Origin of the sequence: Streptomyces sp. NPDC090445 (genome assembly GCF_044769385.1) — a bacterium.
Lineage (GTDB): Bacteria > Actinomycetota > Actinomycetes > Streptomycetales > Streptomycetaceae > Streptomyces.
Genome location: NZ_JBIVXV010000041.1, coordinates 1 through 16,787, shown reverse-complemented (window position 1 = coordinate 16,787; position 16,787 = coordinate 1). Strand labels below are relative to the sequence as shown.

13 protein-coding genes and 2 pseudogenes are annotated in these 16,787 nt (G+C 74.1%); 4 read left to right on the top strand and 11 right to left on the bottom strand.

The features are described 5' to 3' along the window. Positions 1–183 precede the first annotated feature (183 nt). Both ACIQUT_RS37275 and bldG read right to left on the bottom strand, forming a co-directional pair. The gene (locus ACIQUT_RS37275; RefSeq protein ID WP_403569792.1) at positions 184–624 is read right to left on the bottom strand and encodes an ATP-binding protein; all 441 of its coding nucleotides are present in this window, start codon (positions 622–624) and stop codon (positions 184–186) included. Between the two features lie 123 nt (positions 625–747). Next, entirely contained in the window at positions 748–1,089 is a 342-nt protein-coding gene (gene bldG, locus ACIQUT_RS37270; protein ID WP_030152678.1) for an anti-sigma factor antagonist BldG, read from the bottom strand. 162 nt (positions 1,090–1,251) lie between these two features. Here bldG and ACIQUT_RS37265 point away from each other — a divergent pair. Continuing rightward, positions 1,252–3,612 (top strand): annotated as a pseudogene (locus tag ACIQUT_RS37265) (DEAD/DEAH box helicase); the annotation flags it as partial. Positions 3,613–3,881: 269 nt separating this feature from the next. On the opposite strand, the pseudogene ACIQUT_RS37260 reads toward ACIQUT_RS37265, so the two are convergent. The 7 genes and pseudogenes from ACIQUT_RS37260 to ssd all read right to left on the bottom strand — a co-directional run. Then, positions 3,882–4,142: pseudogene (locus tag ACIQUT_RS37260) on the bottom strand (Rv3654c family TadE-like protein); the annotation flags it as partial. Next, positions 4,139–4,528: a TadE family type IV pilus minor pilin gene (locus ACIQUT_RS37255; protein WP_403569791.1), complete on the bottom strand. Its 390-nt coding sequence runs from the start codon at positions 4,526–4,528 to the stop codon at positions 4,139–4,141. The pseudogene ACIQUT_RS37260 and the gene ACIQUT_RS37255, both read right to left, overlap by 4 nt. After that, positions 4,515–4,712, bottom strand: a complete 198-nt coding sequence (locus tag ACIQUT_RS37250) for a DUF4244 domain-containing protein (protein WP_403569789.1) — start codon at positions 4,710–4,712, stop codon at positions 4,515–4,517. The genes ACIQUT_RS37255 and ACIQUT_RS37250 overlap by 14 nt, the downstream gene beginning before the upstream one ends. A 74-nt stretch (positions 4,713–4,786) precedes the next feature. Beyond that, positions 4,787–5,572 carry a type II secretion system F family protein gene (locus ACIQUT_RS37245; RefSeq protein WP_403569787.1) on the bottom strand — a complete coding sequence of 262 codons (786 nt, stop codon included), beginning with the start codon at positions 5,570–5,572 and terminating at the stop codon, positions 4,787–4,789. Then, positions 5,572–6,456 carry a type II secretion system F family protein gene (locus ACIQUT_RS37240; protein ID WP_403569785.1) on the bottom strand — a complete coding sequence of 295 codons (885 nt, stop codon included), beginning with the start codon at positions 6,454–6,456 and terminating at the stop codon, positions 5,572–5,574. Before ACIQUT_RS37240 ends, ACIQUT_RS37245 begins: the two co-directional genes overlap by 1 nt. Next, the gene (locus ACIQUT_RS37235) at positions 6,453–7,601 is read right to left on the bottom strand and encodes a TadA family conjugal transfer-associated ATPase (RefSeq protein ID WP_403569783.1); all 1,149 of its coding nucleotides are present in this window, start codon (positions 7,599–7,601) and stop codon (positions 6,453–6,455) included. The genes ACIQUT_RS37240 and ACIQUT_RS37235 overlap by 4 nt, the downstream gene beginning before the upstream one ends. After that, the gene (gene ssd, locus ACIQUT_RS37230) at positions 7,598–8,791 is read right to left on the bottom strand and encodes a septum site-determining protein Ssd (protein WP_403569837.1); all 1,194 of its coding nucleotides are present in this window, start codon (positions 8,789–8,791) and stop codon (positions 7,598–7,600) included. The genes ACIQUT_RS37235 and ssd overlap by 4 nt, the downstream gene beginning before the upstream one ends. Before the next feature lie 505 nt (positions 8,792–9,296). Here ssd and ACIQUT_RS37225 point away from each other — a divergent pair. Continuing rightward, positions 9,297–10,214: an HAD family hydrolase gene (locus tag ACIQUT_RS37225; RefSeq protein WP_403569781.1), complete on the top strand. Its 918-nt coding sequence runs from the start codon at positions 9,297–9,299 to the stop codon at positions 10,212–10,214. Between the two features lie 537 nt (positions 10,215–10,751). On the opposite strand, the gene ACIQUT_RS37220 is transcribed toward ACIQUT_RS37225, so the two are convergent. Further along, a complete protein-coding gene (locus ACIQUT_RS37220) occupies positions 10,752–11,573 on the bottom strand; it encodes an oxidoreductase (RefSeq protein WP_403569779.1) in 822 nt (273 codons plus the stop codon). A 109-nt stretch (positions 11,574–11,682) separates the two neighbouring features. Between ACIQUT_RS37220 and ACIQUT_RS37215 the strand changes: the two genes are divergently transcribed. Beyond that, positions 11,683–12,714, top strand: a complete 1,032-nt coding sequence (locus ACIQUT_RS37215) for an ATP-binding protein (protein WP_403569777.1) — start codon at positions 11,683–11,685, stop codon at positions 12,712–12,714. On the opposite strand, the gene ACIQUT_RS37210 is transcribed toward ACIQUT_RS37215, so the two are convergent. Next, the gene (locus tag ACIQUT_RS37210; protein WP_403569775.1) at positions 12,668–13,960 is read right to left on the bottom strand and encodes a hypothetical protein; all 1,293 of its coding nucleotides are present in this window, start codon (positions 13,958–13,960) and stop codon (positions 12,668–12,670) included. The genes ACIQUT_RS37215 and ACIQUT_RS37210 overlap by 47 nt on opposite strands. A 256-nt stretch (positions 13,961–14,216) precedes the next feature. On the opposite strand from ACIQUT_RS37210, the gene ACIQUT_RS37205 reads away from it, so the two are divergent. Further along, positions 14,217–16,478 (top strand): SulP family inorganic anion transporter, encoded by a 2,262-nt coding sequence (locus tag ACIQUT_RS37205; RefSeq protein ID WP_403569773.1) that lies wholly within the window; start codon positions 14,217–14,219, stop codon positions 16,476–16,478. Positions 16,479–16,787 lie beyond the last annotated feature (309 nt).

Below are 16,787 nucleotides of genomic sequence, written 5' to 3'. Positions count from 1 at the left end.
AATTGGCCTGCTCTCGCCCCCCACCAATAGATCGCGCCACTCCATTACCCCCGAAAGAGGTAATGGGACAAAGGCATTGACACATGGTCATGGATCCAGGAATTGCGTGCGGGCATGAAAAAGGCCCTGCTCAGCAGGGCCTTGAATAAGATCGAATAATACGCGGGGCGGGCCGGGAGCGGGCTAGGAGAGTTCGGGGTTCGCCGAAACGGGCCAGCTCATCCGGATGGTTCCGCCCCGCTCACTGCTCGTCACCTCGACGTCGTCGACGAGCCCGCTGATCACCGCGAGCCCCATCTCGTCCTCGGTGTCCGCATCCGGGTCCAGGGCCGCCTCAAGCCCGGGAACGGTGTCTCCCGGCCCTCCGCCCGGCCCGGGGACCTCGTCGCCGACCTCGATGGAGAACAGCTTCTCCTCCTCGGTCAGGACGACCCGTACGGGCGCGGTCAGCCCGTTGCTGAGGTGCAGGCCGACGGCGCGCGAGCAGGCCTCGCCCACCGCGAGGCGGACCTCGTCGAGCACGGCCTCCTCCACGCCGGCCCGCCGCGCCACCGCGGCCGCGACCAGGCGGGCCGTCCGGACGTGCTCGGGCTGGGCGCTGAAGCGGAGTTCAACGGTGGCCATTGCGTCCCCCTCTGACTACGGGCGTGCCTTACAGGGGCCCGGACCGTCCAGCGGCCCGCGCCCCCGCTCCTCTTCGGCTCCCTCCCCGGGCGCCGCCGTGCGGCGCACCGGGGGCGGAACTCGTCAGTCGGTGGCTGCGACGGCGTCCTCCACCGTCGTGTGGATCGGGAACACCTTGGTCAGGCCGGTGATACGGAAAATCTTCAGGATGCGCTCCTGGTTGCACACCAGGCGCAGCGAGCCCTCGTGCGCCCGGACGCGCTTGAGGCCTCCCACGAGCACACCGAGACCGGTGGAATCGAGGAAGTCCACCCGCTCCATGTCGACAACCAGGTGGTAGCTGCCGTCGTTCACCAACTCGACCAACTGCTCGCGCAGCTTGGGCGCGGTATACACATCAATCTCGCCACCGACCTCCACGACCGTGCGGTCGCCGACAGTGCGAGTCGACAGGGACAGGTCCACGGATCCTCCAGCACCTTGCTATCGAGCGGCGCCCCCCAGGGGCCTCCCCACCCGAGAGCGGGGGAGGGATTGGCTGCCGCGATGGCATTCAATCACTTACCGGCAGGCGCGCACGACGCCTTCTGACCATTGTCCCGCACGCCGGTGACACACTCGGTTCCAATGGCCAATACTCACCGTCCCGGTCGTCCCACGGCACCTGAGGACCCGCGACCCGCTCCCGACACGGTTCTGGACCGTCTGTCACGGGGGTCTTTTCGAGCTGCGCGCATCACCCATACGGAGCACTTGCCCCGCCGGGAGGGTCGTCATGCCGTGTGGCCCGACCGCATCCGAACGGACGTAGTAGCCGCGATCCAGGCCGCGGGGATCGAACACCCGTGGGAACACCAGGCCGCGGCCGCCGAGCACGCCCTGGACGGCGAGTCCGTGGTCGTCGCCACCGGCACCGCGTCGGGCAAGTCGCTGGCCTACCTCGCCCCCGTGCTCTCCGCCCTCGCGGACGGCGCCGAGGCCCCCAACGGAAGGGGCGCGACCGCCCTCTACCTGGCTCCGACCAAGGCACTGGCCGCCGACCAGCGACGCTCCGTACGGGACCTCGCCGCGCCGCTGGGCCACGCGGTCCGGCCCGCCGTCTACGACGGGGACACGCCGGTCGAGGAGCGCGAATGGGTCCGCCAGTACGCGAACTACGTCCTGACCAACCCCGACATGCTGCACCGCGCGATCCTGCCCGGGCACGCCCGCTGGTCCTCCTTCCTGCGCGCCCTGCGCTACGTCGTCGTCGACGAGTGCCACACCTACCGGGGCGTCTTCGGCTCCCACGTGGCACAGGTGTTGCGGCGGCTGCGGCGGCTGTGCGCCCGCTACGGCGCCGAGCCGGTCTTCCTGCTGGCCTCCGCCACGGCGAGCGACCCGGCGGCCGCGGCGACCCGGCTGACCGGTGTCCCCGTCACCGAGGTCGCCGACGACGCCTCGCCGCGGGGCGAGGTGGTCTTCGCCCTGTGGGAGCCGCCGCTGACCGACCTGCGGGGCGAGAAGGGCGCGCCGGTGCGCCGCACCGCCACGGCCGAGACCGCCGACCTGCTGACCGACCTGGTCGTCCAGGGGGTCCGTACGGTGGCCTTCGTCCGCTCGCGCCGCGGGGCGGAGCTGATCTCGGTGATCGCCCAGGAGCGGCTCGCCGAGGTGGACCGGTCCCTGCCCCGCCGGGTCGCGGCCTACCGGGGCGGCTACCTGCCCGAGGAGCGCCGCGCCCTGGAGCGGGCCCTGCACTCCGGCGAGCTGCTCGGCCTGGCCGCCACCACCGCCCTGGAGCTGGGCGTGGACGTCGCCGGCCTGGACGCCGTCCTGATCACCGGCTACCCGGGGACCCGGGCCTCGCTGTGGCAGCAGGCGGGCCGGGCGGGGCGCGCCGGGCAGGGGGCCCTGGCCGTGCTGATCGCCCGGGACGACCCGCTGGACACCTACCTCGTCCACCATCCGGAGGCCCTGTTCCGCCGCCCGGTGGAGGCCACGGTCCTGGACCCGGACAACCCGTACGTCCTGGCCCCGCACCTGTGCGCGGCCGCCGCCGAGGCCCCGCTGACCGAGGACGACCTCGCCCTGTTCGGCCCCGCCGCCACCGGCCTGCTGCCGCAGCTGGAGGCGGCGCGGCTGCTGCGCCGCCGGGCCACCGCCTGGCACTGGACGCGCCGGGAGCGGGCGACGGACCTGACCGACATCCGGGGCGGGGGCGGCCGCCCCGTGCAGATCGTCGAGGCCGCCACCGGGCGCCTGCTGGGCACGGTGGACGAGTCCGCGGCGCACACCGCCGTCCACGACGGGGCCGTCCACCTCCACCAGGGCCGCACCTACCTGGTGCAGCGGCTGGACCTGGAGGACTCGGTCGCCCTGGTCGAGGAGGCCAGCCCTCCGTTCTCGACCACTGCCCGCGACACCACCTCCATCTCCGTCCTGGAGACCGAGACCGAGATCCCGTGGGGCGGTGCCCGGCTCTGCTACGGCTCGGTGGAGGTCACCAACCAGGTGGTCTCCTACCTCCGCCGCAAGCTGATCACCGGCGAGGTGCTCGGCGAGGCCAAGCTGGACCTGCCCCCGCGCACCCTGCGCACCCGCGCCGTCTGGTGGACCGTGACCGAGGACCAGCTCGACGAGGCCCGGATCGGCCCGGAGATCCTCGGCGGCGCCCTGCACGCCGCCGAGCACGCCTCCATCGGCCTCCTCCCGCTGTTCGCCACCTGCGACCGCTGGGACATCGGCGGGGTCTCCGTCCCGCTGCACCCGGACACCCTCCTGCCGACCGTCTTCGTGTACGACGGCCACCCCGGCGGGGCCGGTTTCGCCGAGCGGGCCTTCCACACGGCCCGGGCCTGGCTGACCGCCACCCGCGACGCCATCGCCGCCTGCGAGTGCGAGGCCGGCTGCCCGTCCTGCATCCAGTCCCCCAAGTGCGGCAACGGCAACGACCCCCTCCACAAGCGCGGCGCCGTCCGCCTGCTGACCCGTCTCCTGTCCGCGGCCGCCTGACGCCCGCCGCCGCCCCCGGCCACAGCCGGGGCCGGGGCCGGGCCGGGCAACGGACCCGGGCCCGGACCCGTGTCCACCGGCGGCGGGCCCTGGCCCGAAACCGTGCCCGCCGACGGCGGGTTTTGGCCTGAACCGGTACCCACCGGCGGCCGGCCCGGTGCGGGGTCGGCCCCCGGTGCGTCCGGTTCGGCGGCTTCCTGCGGCGGGCCGGCCCGGGCGGTGATCGCGGGCCGGAAGGGGCCGGCCGCGGACCGGGCTGCGACCTCGGCCACCTCGCCCCGGAGGGCGCACGCGGGCAGGTCGGCGGCCTGGGCCCGGGCCACCCGGCGGGCTGCGGCGCAGGCGGTCTCCGGGCCGTGCGCCCAGGTCGCCGCCGCGGCCAGGGCCGCCAGGTCGGCGGCGGCCGCCGCGCGGTGACGGGCGAGCACCGCCTGCCCGAGCAGGAGCACCCCGCCGAACACCGCCCCCAGCGCGGTCGCCACCAGTGCCGCCCAGACCGTGGCCGACCCCCGGTCGCCCCTCATGGCGGCGGCCCCACGCTGTCCTCGGCCAGGGCCACCGCCTGGGCCCCGAGCCGTACCGGCAGCCCGGCCGGTCCCGGCGCCGGCGCCGCCACCCGCACCCGCCACAGGTCCCCCTCCCGTTCCAGCGCCACCTCGGCCCCGGGCGGAGCGGCGGCCCGGGCGGCTGCCACCGCCTGCTCCGCCGGCTCCGACCGGGCCGCCGCCCGGGCACCGGCCCGGGCCGCGTCCACACAGCGGATCTGCGCGGCGGCCGCCATCAGCGCCCACACCAGCAGGGCCGCGAACAGCACCAGCGCGGGAATGACCAGCGCCGCCTCCGCCGTCACATATCCCCGGTCTCCTCTCCGCCCTCCGACAGGCCGCGGTTTTCCCTCAGAACGGCACATCGAGCGCCTTCCCGATGGTCGACTGGAGTGCCGTGGACACCACGTCGCTCGTCACCACCTTGTACAGAACGGCCGCGAATGCACACGCCGCGATCGTGCCCATGGCGTATTCGGACGTGGACATCCCCGCATCACCCGCCCGGCCGCCGACCGCCGCACGCAGGCGAACCCAGATGATCCTCATGACAACCTCCTGCTGATATTCGTTCTTGATGTGATCTCAGTTCCGATTTCCACACCGGACGGGGTTTCTCGATCTCACGTTCCGGAGAGAAGGCCCGAGGCCATTCCGATCACCACGGGAGCCACTCCGACCGCAAGGAACGCGGGGAGAAAACACAGCCCCACCGGTGCGGTGACGAGCACCGCCGCGCGCTGCGCCCGCGCGGTCGCCTGCCGGGACCGCTCCTCCCGCAGGGCCTTCGCCAGCCGTGCGACCGGCTCCGCCGCCGGCGCCCCCGTCCGCGCGGCCCGCTCCAGGCACGCGGCGAGCGCCCCCGCGCCCGGTATCCGCGCCAACCTCCCCCAGGCCGCGCCCGGTTCGCCGCCGAGCCGCACCTCCGCCCCGGCCAGCGCCAGCCGCTCGCCCACCGGGCCGCCCAGCGACTCCCCCACCGCCTCGGCGGCCTCGACCGGCCCGGCCCCGGCCGCGAGGCAGGCGGCCAGCAGATCGGCCGCGAACGGCAGCTGACGCTCCGCCTCCTCCGCCTCTGCCCCGTCCGGCCGCCTGCCCGGCATCCGGCGGCGCAGCCACCACATCCCGGAGGCCGCAGCGCAGCCCGCCGCCGCCCCCGGCGCCCCGCCGACCAGCACCCACACCGCCAGCAGCACCCCCGCCGGGCCCCACCACTGCGCCGCGAGGACCCGTATCCGCGCCCCGAGGACGGCCGGCCGCCTCCGCCGGGCCCCCGCCGGCAGCAGCGCGGCGATCCTGCGGGAGGCCGCCCGGGCTCTCAGGTGCGCGGCAACCGCGGATGCCGTACCGAGCACCGCCACCGCCAGGCACAGCGCTGTCCCCAGCCTGTGGACCGCGAGCCCGCCCATCACCGCTCCCCCGCCCGTACGATCCGCCGGCACCACAGCAGCCCCAGCCCCTCCAGCACGCCGCCCGCCAGCAGGCAGCCCCAGCCGACCGGGGTGTGCAGCAGCACGCGCAGCGGGTCCGCCCCGAGCCCGGTGCCGATCAGCAGCCCGACCAGCGGCAGCAGGGCGAGCACCGCTGCCGTCGACCGGGCTCCGGCCAGTTGGGCGCGCAGGGCCTCCCGGCGGTCCCGCTCGGCCCGCAGCGCCCCTTCCAGCCGGTCGAGTCCGGCGGCCAGGCCCGCGCCGCCGTCCACCGAGATCCCCCAGCAGGCGGCCATCCCGGCCAGCCCTTCCGCTCCGGGCTCCCGCGCCGCCTGGCGCAGGGCGGCGGGGACGTCGCCGCCGAACGCGGCGGCGGCCAGTACCGCCGTCTCCATCGGGCCCGGGCCGCCCGGGCCCGCGGCGGTCCGGCGCATCGCCGCCGTCAGGGCCTGCCCGGGCTGGGCCCCGGCTCGCAGTTCGCCCACCGCCGCCCCGCACAGCGCGATCACCCCGGCGGCCCGCGCGGACCGGTCCCGCTCCCGCTGCCGGGCGGCGAGCCGGCGCCGCACCAGGGGCACCGCCGCGGCGCCCGCCACCAGCGGGATCACCGAGCCGCCCAGCACCGCGACCGCGAGCCCCGCCCCGAGGCAGGCCCGCTCCCGCCGGCGGAAGGCCCGCGTCCAGGCCGCGGCCAGGAGCCGCTCCCGGCGCACCGGCCCGCCGGGCACCGCCGGCCCGGGCCCCGCGAGCACCACCCGGGCCCGCCGGGACACCCGGTCTCCCCCGGCCAGCACCCAGGCGGCCGTCCCGGCGCACAGCACCCCGGCGAACACGGGCACCGGTACCGCCGCCGCGCCGCTCACCGCGCACCCCCCAGCAGCGGCCCCAGCCGCTCCCAGCCGGGCTCCCGTACGAACCCGCGGGCCGACCAGCGCAGTGCCGGAACGGTGACCACCAGCCCGGCGGCATCCCGCTCCAGCACGTGCACCTCGGCCACCCTGCGCCGCCCGGCCCGGTCCCGGACCAGGTGGACCACCAGGGTCAGCGCGGCCGCCAACTGGCTGTGCAGGGCGGCCCGGTCGAGGCCCGCGGCGGTTCCGAGCGCCTCCAGCCGGGCGGGGACGTGCCCGGCGGCATTCGCGTGGACAGTGCCGCAGCCGCCTTCGTGACCCGTGTTCAAAGCGGCCAGCAGGTCCGCCACTTCACTTCCCCGCACCTCGCCGACGACCAGCCGGTCCGGCCGCATGCGCAGCGCCTGCCGGACCAGGTCTGCGAGGGTGACCAGACCCGCGCCCTCCTGGTTGGCGGGCCGGGTCTCCAGCCGCACCACATGGGGGTGGTCGGGGCGCAACTCGGCGGAATCCTCGGCGAGGACGATCCGCTCGCCGGGTCCGACCAGCCCCAGCAGGGCGCTGAGCAGGGTGGTCTTGCCGGTGCCGGTCCCGCCGGAGACGAGGAACGACAGCCGGGCCTCCACCATGTCCCGCAGCAGCCGCTGCCCGCCGGGCGGCAGCGTCCCCGCCGCGACCAGCTCGTCCAGGGTGAACGCCCGGGGCCGCACCACCCGCAGCGACAGGCAGGCCGAGCCGACCGCCACCGGCGGCAGCACCGCGTGCAGCCGGGTGCCGTCCGGCATCCGGGCGTCCACCCAGGGGCGGGCGTCGTCCAGGCGGCGCCCCGCGACCGCGGCCAGCCGCTGGGCGAGCCTGCGCACGGCGTCGGCGTCGGCGAAGGTCACCCCGGTCAGCTCCAGCCCGCCGCCCCGGTCCACCCACACCCGGTCCGGGGCAGCCACCAGCACATCGGTGACCTCGGGATCGGCGAGCAGCGCCTCCAGCGGGCCGGCGCCGACCAGTTCGGACCGCAGCTCGGCCGCGGCTCCCAGCACCTCCGCGTCGCCCAGCAGTCGGCCCTGGGCGCGCAGGGCCGCCGCCACCCGGGCCGGGGTAGGCTCCGCCCCGGTCTCGGCGAGCCGCCGGCGCACCGCGTCCAGGAGCACCGTGCTCATGCCGTCACCCCCCGGTCGGCGGCCGGGCCGAGGACCCGCCGCCAGAACCCGTCGCAGAACCGGGCCAGCGCGCCCCGCCCGTGTGCGCCCGGCGGTTCCCCTTCGGCGACCCGCCCCGGGAGCCCCACCTCGACCGGCACCTCCCCGGCCAGCGGCACCCCCAGCAGCCCGGCGACCGCTTCGGCGTCGAGCCCGCCCGGCGGCCGGCCCCGTACGACGACGCGCACGTCGCGGGCCGCCATCCGCACCCCGGCCGCGACCCGGCCTGCCGCGGCCACCGCCCGCAGCTCGCCCGGTACCACCAGCAGCACCAGGTCGAGCTGGGCCAGTGCCTCGGCGACGGCCTCGTCGACCCGGCGGGGCAGGTCCACGACGACGACCCCGCCCCGGCGGCGCGCGGCGGCCACCACCGAGCGCATCGCGGCGGGCGGCACCACCACCCGGTCCCCGCGGTCCCAGCTCAGCACGCGCAGCGCGTGCAGTTCGGGCAGGGACTCCTCCAGCGCCCCCGCGGCGACCCGGCCGCGGGAACCGGCGAGGTCCGGCCAGCGCAGCCCTTCGGCGCTCTCGCCGCCGAGCAGCACGTCCATGCCGCCGCCGAGCGGGTCGCCGTCGATGAGGACGGTCCGCTCGCCGGCCCGGGCGGCCCTGACGGCCAGGGCGCACGCGAGGGTGGAGGCCCCGGCGCCGCCGCTGCCGCCGATGACGCCGACGGCCAGGGCGCTCTTCCCGGCCCCTTCGACCACATCCGCGATGCGGTCGACGAGCAGGGTCTCCGCCTCGGGGAGCCGCAGCACCTCCTCGGCGCCGATCTCCACCGCGCGCTGCCACACGAGGGGTTCGTCCAGGTCCCTGCCGACGAGCAGCACCCCGGGCCGACGCGGTGCACCGCGCACCCGGCGGGCGGCGTCGTCCCCGACGAGGACGAGCGGAGCGGTCTCCCACCCGGCGCTTCCGGCCGGACCGCCGCTGCCGTCGGACGGCCCGTCGGCGCTCCCCGGCGGCCCTGCGGCGCTCCCGCCGCCGTCACCGCCTCCGCTCGGCCCGGGCACCGCGTGGTGCACGTGGGGCTCGGCGCCGGCTGCCGCGCACAGCCGCAGCAGGTCGTCGAGGAGCAGCGGGTCCTCGGTGATGATCAGCGGTCGGCCGCCCGCGGGCGGCGGCCCGCCCTCCGGCGCCACTGGCCTGATTCCGCTTGCCCCGACGAGCTCGCCCGGTTCACACGACTTCGATCCAGCCACGATCTCCGCCCCCTTCTCACGGCAAATGCCGGTGCCGCGGACTTCGCGGCCCGGAATCACCGTGCAGGGATCCGGAAAAAGAAGTGGATCTTGCTCGAAAACCGTGGACACCGGGAGCCTTGTGAATAACTCCGTCACTCCAACAGGTGAGTTCCAGAGCGCGGCGGAACCACTACGCACCGTGACGAGTCTGAAGGGGTGAGGGCCTCCAGCACGCAGGCCCGCCGAGGGGAGGAGGGCCGGAAGGATGGGCGCTTGGCGCCGGAGGCGCGGACGCAAACCGCGTCCGGACATGCGACGACCCCCGCCGGGGGGGAGAGCGGGGGTCGTCCCCACGGTCCGACTCGGGGGGGGAGGAGCCAGACCGGGTTAGCACGGTCGCGAACGATCCGTGACTTCCATGGTGTACCCGAGAGCCTTCTCAGGCAAACCCACGCGCCACACCTTACGCCGAATGGTGGGCGCATATGCTCGGGGCGTGGAAATCCAGCCCTTGCCGCACTCGTCGCCCCGTACCGCAGCCTTCTTCGACCTGGACAAGACGGTCATTGCGAAGTCAAGCACTCTGACGTTCAGCAAGTCCTTCTACCACGGCGGTCTGATCAACCGCCGGGCCGTACTGCGCACCGCGTACACGCAGTTCATCTACCTGGTCGGCGGCGCCGACCACGACCAGATGGAGCGGATGCGGGAGTACCTGTCCGGGCTCTGCAAGGGGTGGAACGTGCAGCAGGTGCGCGAGATCGTCGCCGAAACGCTGCACGACCTCATCGACCCGCTGATCTACGACGAGGCCGCTTCGCTCATCGAGGCCCACCACACCGCAGGCCGCGACGTGGTGATCGTCTCGACGTCCGGCGCGGAAGTGGTCGAGCCGATCGGCGAGATGCTCGGCGCGGACCGGGTCGTCGCCACCCGCATGGTCATCGGTGAGGACGGCTGCTTCACCGGCGAGATCGAGTACTACGCGTACGGCCCCACCAAGGCCGAGGCCGTGCGGGAGCTCGCGGAGTCCGAGGGCTACGACCTGTCCCGGTGCTACGCGTACAGCGACTCGGTGACCGACATCCCCATGCTGGAGGCGGTCGGCCACCCCCACGCCGTCAACCCCGACCGCGCGCTGCGGCGCGAGGCGGTGGCGCGCGAGTGGCCGGTGCTCGTGTTCAACCGGCCGGTACGGCTGAAGCAGCGGCTCCCCGGGCTGTCCATGCCCGCCCGCCCGGCGCTGGTCGCCGCGGCGGCGGTGGGTGCGGCCGCGGCCACCGCCGGGCTCGTCTGGTACGCGAACCGGCGCCGCTCCGGCGCGCTGGCCGCCGCCGCCGCTGCCGCCGCCGCCGCGGGCACAGCCGCAGCCGCGGCCGCCTCCGCCTGAGCCACCGCCGACTGCGGCCGCGCAGCCGTACCGCACCCCGCACCGCGCCCGCACCCGCACCCGCACCGCGCCCGCACCGGACGCCCTACCGCGTGCGCATACCGCATGCCCGTATCGCGCGGCCGCAGCCGGCCCGCCGCGCCCCGCCCGCGGCCGTGACCTGCACGGACACCGCCTGTCCGGTTCGCCCGCGATCATCCCGGAAAGTAAAAAAAGCAGCCAGGGGTTCCGCTTGTCACCGAAGCGGAGTACAAAGGAGTCACGGCCCGCGAGACCGAAGAACATCCGAGAGGATCATCTTTAGAACGCAGTAGAGGCCCACGGACCGCATGCAGGAACGCCGAGCACCCACGCGACGTCGACCCGTCGATTACGGGCCAGCCGCACCAGGTAACCGGGCAAAGACCCCGACCTGATGGGCACATATCGAGGACGCTTGGTAACTGGGCGTGAATGCCAGCGGCGACACCACAGCAAGACGGTGTCGCCGCAACCCTGTGTACGGGCCTTTACGCCCTTCCCCCGCGGGTGAGCGCCCTACGCCGCGCCGCGCTGCAGGGCCTCGCAGACCGCCGTCGTCTCCCGGGCGCCCAGCTCCACGGCCCGCCCGCAGTGCACGATCCACCGCGCCACGCCCTCCGGGGTCCCGGACACATAGCCGGCGAAGGCCTCCAGGTACGCCTCCCGCCCCAGCTCCGCGTGGCCGACCTCGGCCGGGCAGATCGCCTTCGGGTCGAGACCGCTGTTGATCAGCACGATCCGCTCGGCCGTCCGCGCGACCAGCCCGTTGTACGAGGCGAACGGGCGCAGCGCCAGCAGCTCCCCGTGCACCACCGCCGACAGCACCAGTGCCGGGGCCGCGGAGCCGGCGATCACCAGCCGCGACAGGCCGTCCAGCCGGCCCGCGACCTCGTCGGCGGAGGGCAGCGGCTGCTCGACCAGGGGTTCGTCGACCGGCTCGCCGGCCAGGCGGGGGCGGCCCACCACGTCGCCGTCGGCCGTCGACCCGGAGGCCACCAGGTGCAGGCGGGCGAGGACGCGCAGCGGCGACTGCCGCCAGATGCTCAGCAGCTGCCCGGCCTCGGCCGTGAGCCGCAGGGCGGCCCCGACGGTGCGCGCCTCGGGGTCCGCGCCGAAGTCGGTCCGGCGGCGCACCTCCTCCAGCGCCCAGTCCGCCCCGGACAGCGCCGCGCTCCCGCGGGACCCGCGCAGGGCGGCTTCCGAGGTGAGCTCCGCGCTGCGGCGGCGCATGATCCGGTGCCCGTAGACCCGGTCCACGGCCTTGCGTACGGAGTCCACGGTCTCGGCGACGCCCGGGAGCGAACCCAGGGCGGCCAGCGGGTCGGCAGCGCTACTCATAGGTAGGGAGCCTACGCACTCGACGCCCATAGCACCGACCCCTCCTTGGAGTGGCCTTCTTCACTCGGTTGCGCAACCCAAAGCGATCGAGCGGCTACGCTTCGTGAACATGAAGATCGCTTTCGTGGGAAAGGGCGGCAGCGGCAAGACGACGCTGTCCTCCCTGTTCATCCGCCACCTCGCTGCGGCCGGGGCTCCGGTCGTGGCGGTGGACGCCGACATCAACCAGCACCTGGGCGCCGCGCTCGGCCTCGACGAGGAGCAGGCGGCCGCGCTGCCGGCCCTCGGCGCGCACCTGCCGCTGATCAAGGAGTACCTGCGGGGCTCCAACCCGCGGATCGCGTCGGCCGATTCGATGATCAAGACGACGCCGCCGGGCACCGGCTCGCGCCTGCTGCGGGTGACCGAGGACAACCCGGTGTACGAGGCCTGCGCGCGCCCGGTGGCGCTCGACGGGAGGCCCGTACGGCTGATGGCGACGGGGCCGTTCACCGAGTCGGACCTGGGCGTGGCCTGCTACCACTCCAAGGTCGGGGCGGTGGAGCTCTGCCTCAACCACCTGGTCGACGGGCCGGACGAGTACGTCGTCGTCGACATGACCGCCGGCTCGGACTCCTTCGCCTCGGGCATGTTCACCCGCTTCGACGTGACGTTCCTCGTCGCCGAGCCGACGCGCAAGGGCGTCTCCGTCTACCGCCAGTACAGGGAGTACGCCCGGGACTTCGGGATTGCGCTCAAGGTGGTCGGCAACAAGGTGCAGGGCGCGGACGACGTCGCGTTCCTGCGGGACGAGGTCGGCGAGGACCTGCTGGTCACGGTCGGGCAGTCGGACTGGGTGCGGGCGATGGAGAAGGGCCGGCCGCCCGCGTTCGGGCGGCTGGAGGCGGACAACCGGCAGGCCCTGCAGGTGCTGCGGGAGGCGGCCGACGGCTCGTACGCCCTGCGCGACTGGGAGCGGTACACGGCGCAGATGGTGCACTTCCACCTGCGGAACGCGGAGAGCTGGGGCAACGCGAAGACCGGGGTCGACCTGGCGGCCCAGGTCGACCCCGGCTTCGTCCTGCGGGAGGAGGCCGGCGGCGCGGCGGGAGCGCTCAGTCCTCGCCCTCGGCCGCTCCGGCCGGCTCCGCAGCCGGCTTGACCCCGGCGGGGGCGGCCGGCCCGGCCGGCGGCCCCGCCGTCAGGAGCTTCGTCCAGCCCTCCTTCGGCGCTTCGCCGACGTCGAGGGTGCGCAGCTGCTCCAGGACCTTCGGGTCCTGTGCGTCCAGCCAGTCGGCGAGCTCGCGGAAGGGCACGCAGCGGACCTCCGGGCGGGTGCAGACGGTCTTGATGGTCTCCTCGACGGCGCGCATGTAGGTGCCGCCGTTCCAGGATTCGAAGTGGTTGCCGATGATCAGGGGCGCACGGTTGCCGCCGTAGGCGCGCTCGAAGGCCTGGATCAGGCCGTCGCGCATCTGGTTGCCCCAGTAGGCGTGCTGCGAGGGGTCGCCCTGGGTGGTCGTCCCGGACTGGTTGACCATGTAGTTGTAGTCCATGCTCAGCGTCTCGAAGGCGCGGCCGGGCAGGGGCACCAGCTGCAGCGGCAGGTCCCACAGGCCGTCGGTCTTCTTCGGCCAGATCTGCTTGCTGATGCCGCTGGAGTCGTAGCGGAAGCCGCCCATCTCCTTGGCCGCGAGCATGAAGTTCTTCTGGCCTTCGAGGCAGGGGGTGCGGGCCCCGATGAGCTCCTTGTCGTAGTCGAAGGGGAGCGCCTCCATCTGCTCCAGGCCCGCGTTGGTCTTCCAGTTCTTGACGAAGGACTTCGCCTGGCGGATCTCGCTCTTCCACTCCTCGACGGACCAGGTGCCGACGCCGCCGTCGGAGCCGCAGAAGTGGCCGTTGAAGTGGGTGCCGATCTCGTTGCCCTCAAGCCATGCGGCGCGGAGCTGCACGGTGGTGTCCTTGATGCCCTGCAGGTCGCCGAAGCCGATGTCGGAGCGGCCGGCGTCATGCTGCGGGGCGGTATAGAGGGAACGTTTCCCCTCCGGGAGCAGGTACACGCCGCTGAGGAAGTACGTCATCCGGGCGTGGTACTTCTTGCCGACGCCGCGGAAGTGCGAGAACAGCCTCTGACCGTCCTCGCCGGCCCCGTCCCACGAGAACACCACGAACTGCGGCGGCTTCTCGCCGGGCTTCAGCCTCCGCGCCTTCCGCACGTTCGGCTGCGGGCCCGTGTACGCGGTCGAGCCGTCGCCGATGGGCCGGTTCACGCTGTCGGGGGCCTGCGGGGCGGCGGCGCCCTTCTTCGCCGGGGGGCGGGCGGACTCCGAACTGCTGCAGCCGGCCGCCCCCAGCACCAGGGCCATGGCGACCAGGCCGCCGGCGGTCTTCTTCGTGGCGGCGATCATCCGTCCACCTCTCCTCCAGTTGCACCGCGGGACTTCGCTTCCGCGCCGCAACGTCCCACGCAGTCCGCCCTGGAGAAGGTGTGACAAGCCGTACAAAATGCTTAATCACCCATGGGTGGGATTCTCTAGGCCATTCGCTCGTATCTCCTTTCGCGGAGCTTTACTCTCCATTACCTTTCATTTACTGAGTGTTGATACTTCTGACAGTTTTCCGCCACTTCCCGCCGCTTCATCCCTCACAGAGGAGACGGGACCCGTGACAGCCACCTTCCCCAAACGCCCCTCCGACGAGCTCGGCAACACGCCCGGCAAGAAGCCCCGAACCGGCCTCGCAGCGGACCTCTCCGCCTCCCTGACCGTGTTCCTGATCGCCCTGCCGCTCTCCCTCGGCATCGCCCTGGCCACCGGCGCCCCACTCCAGGCCGGCCTCGTGGCCGCGGCCGCCGGCGGCATCGTCGCCGGATGCCTGGGCGGTGCGCCGCTCCAGGTCAGCGGTCCCGCCGCCGGACTCACCGTCGTCACCGCCGAGTTGATCCAGCGCTACGGATGGCGCACGACCTGCGCCATCACCGTGCTCGCCGGCTTCTGCCAGCTCGGACTCGCCGCCCTGCGCACCGCCCGGTCCGCCCTGATGGTGAGCCCCGCCATCGTGCACGGCATGCTCGCGGGCATCGGGGTCACCATCGCCCTCGCCCAGCTGCACATCGTCCTCGGCGGCACCCCGCAGAGCTCCGCCGTGGCCAATGTGCGCGGACTGCCGGGCCAGTTGGCCGACATCCACCCGACCGCGCTCGGCATCAGCGTGCTGACCCTGGCCGTCCTGCTCGGCTGGCCGCGGCTCCCCGGGCGGCCGGGCCGGGCCCTGCGCAAGGTGCCGGCCGCGCTCGCCGCCGTCGCCACGGCCACCGCCTGCGCGACACTGGCCGGGCTCAGCCTGCCGCGGGTGGACCTGCCGTCCTGGAGCAGCCACGCCCTGCCCGGGCTGCCCGAGGGCCCGGTCCTCGGACTCGTCGCCGCCGTCCTGACGATCACCCTGGTCGGCAGCGTGGAGTCCCTGCTCTCCGCGGTCGCCACCGACAAGCTGATCGCCTCCGAGCGGTCCACGGCCGACCGGCCGCCCCGTGCGGACCTCGACCGGGAGCTGCGCGGCCAGGGCGCGGCGAACATCGTCTCCGGGGCCTGCGGCGGACTGCCGATCACCGGTGTGGCCGTACGCAGCGTGGCCAACGTCAAGTCCGGGGCGACCAGCCGAAAATCGGCCATGTTGCACGGCCTGTGGGTGGTGCTCGCGGCCGCGCTGCTGGTCCCGGCCCTGGTCCTGATCCCGCTGGCGGCGCTGGCCGCCCTCGTGATGGCGGTCGGGGTGCAGATGGTCAGCATCACGCACATGCGCAACATCACCCGGCACCGGGAGTTCCTGGTGTACGCCGCCACGGTCGTGGCCGTGGTGCTCGGCGGCGTCCTGGAGGGTGTCGCCCTCGGGATCGCGGTCGCCGTGGCCGTGGCCCTGCACCGGCTCACCCGGACCCGGATCACGGTGGAGGAGCTGGACGGCGTCCGCCACCTGCGGGTGCGCGGGCAGTTGACCTTCCTCGCGGTGCCGCGGCTGAGCCGGACGCTGAACCAGATCCCGCACAAGGGGCACGTCGTGATCGAGCTGGACGGCTCGTTCATGGACCACGCCGCGTACGAGACGCTGCAGGACTGGCAGGACTCCCATCTGGCGCACGGCGGTTCGCTGGAGATGACGGGCCGCCCGGCGGAGGGGGCCCACGGCCACCACTGCTGCCGGCCCTGGACGCCGTGGAAGAACCACTGCGACCACCGGGCCCCGGCCCCCCGCAGCCGCGGCGCCAGCCGGCTCGCCAGCGGCATCACCGCCTTCCAGCGCGACACCGCCCCGCACGTCCGCGACGAGCTCGCCCGGCTGGCCCGCGAGGGGCAGCGGCCCTCGCAGCTCTTCCTGACCTGCGCCGACTCCCGCCTCGTGACCAGCATGATCACGGCCAGCGGTCCGGGCGACCTGTTCACCGTCCGCAACGTCGGCAACCTGGTCCCGCTGCCGGGCGCCGAGACCTCGGACGACTCCGTCGCGGCGGCCATCGAGTACGCGGTGGACGTGCTGCGGGTGGACAGCATCACGGTGTGCGGGCACTCCGGCTGCGGTGCCATGCAGGCCCTGCTCAACTCGGCCCCGGGGGACCCGGCGACCCCGCTGAACCGGTGGCTGCAGCACGGCCGGCCCAGCCTGCGGCGGATGGACAGCCGCCACCACGCCTGGGCCCGGATCGCGGGCCGGCTCCCCGCGGACGCCGTCGAACAGCTCTGCCTGACCAATGTGGTGCAGCAGCTGGAGCACCTCAGGGCGCACGAATCGGTGGCCCGGCGACTCGCCGACGGCACGCTGGAGCTGCACGGAATGTACTTCCACGTGGGCGAGGCCCAGGCCTACCTGCTGTCGGAGGGGGAGGATTTTTTCGACTGTCGGGTTTTTGACACTGTCGGCCAACACGCCTGAATCCAGGGCCGCCTGAACCGATACCCTCCCGTATCCGCGCCACCGGCCGGCTCCTTTCCGCATCCTGCAGCGGGAAGGGGCCGTTCGCGCGCGTGTCCCCGGCGTGCCATAGGTCTAAACCAATTCTGGGCTAACCCTTGTCACCTGGGCCTCTGACTGATGAGCTATGCCCGGGGACGCAACGGACACCCTGGGAAAGGGAGATGTCGTGAGCAACGAGAGCCTGGCCAATCTGCTCAAGGAGGAGCGGCGGTTTGCTCCGCCTGCCGATCTGGCGGCTGCCGCGAACGTGACGACGGCGGCGTATGC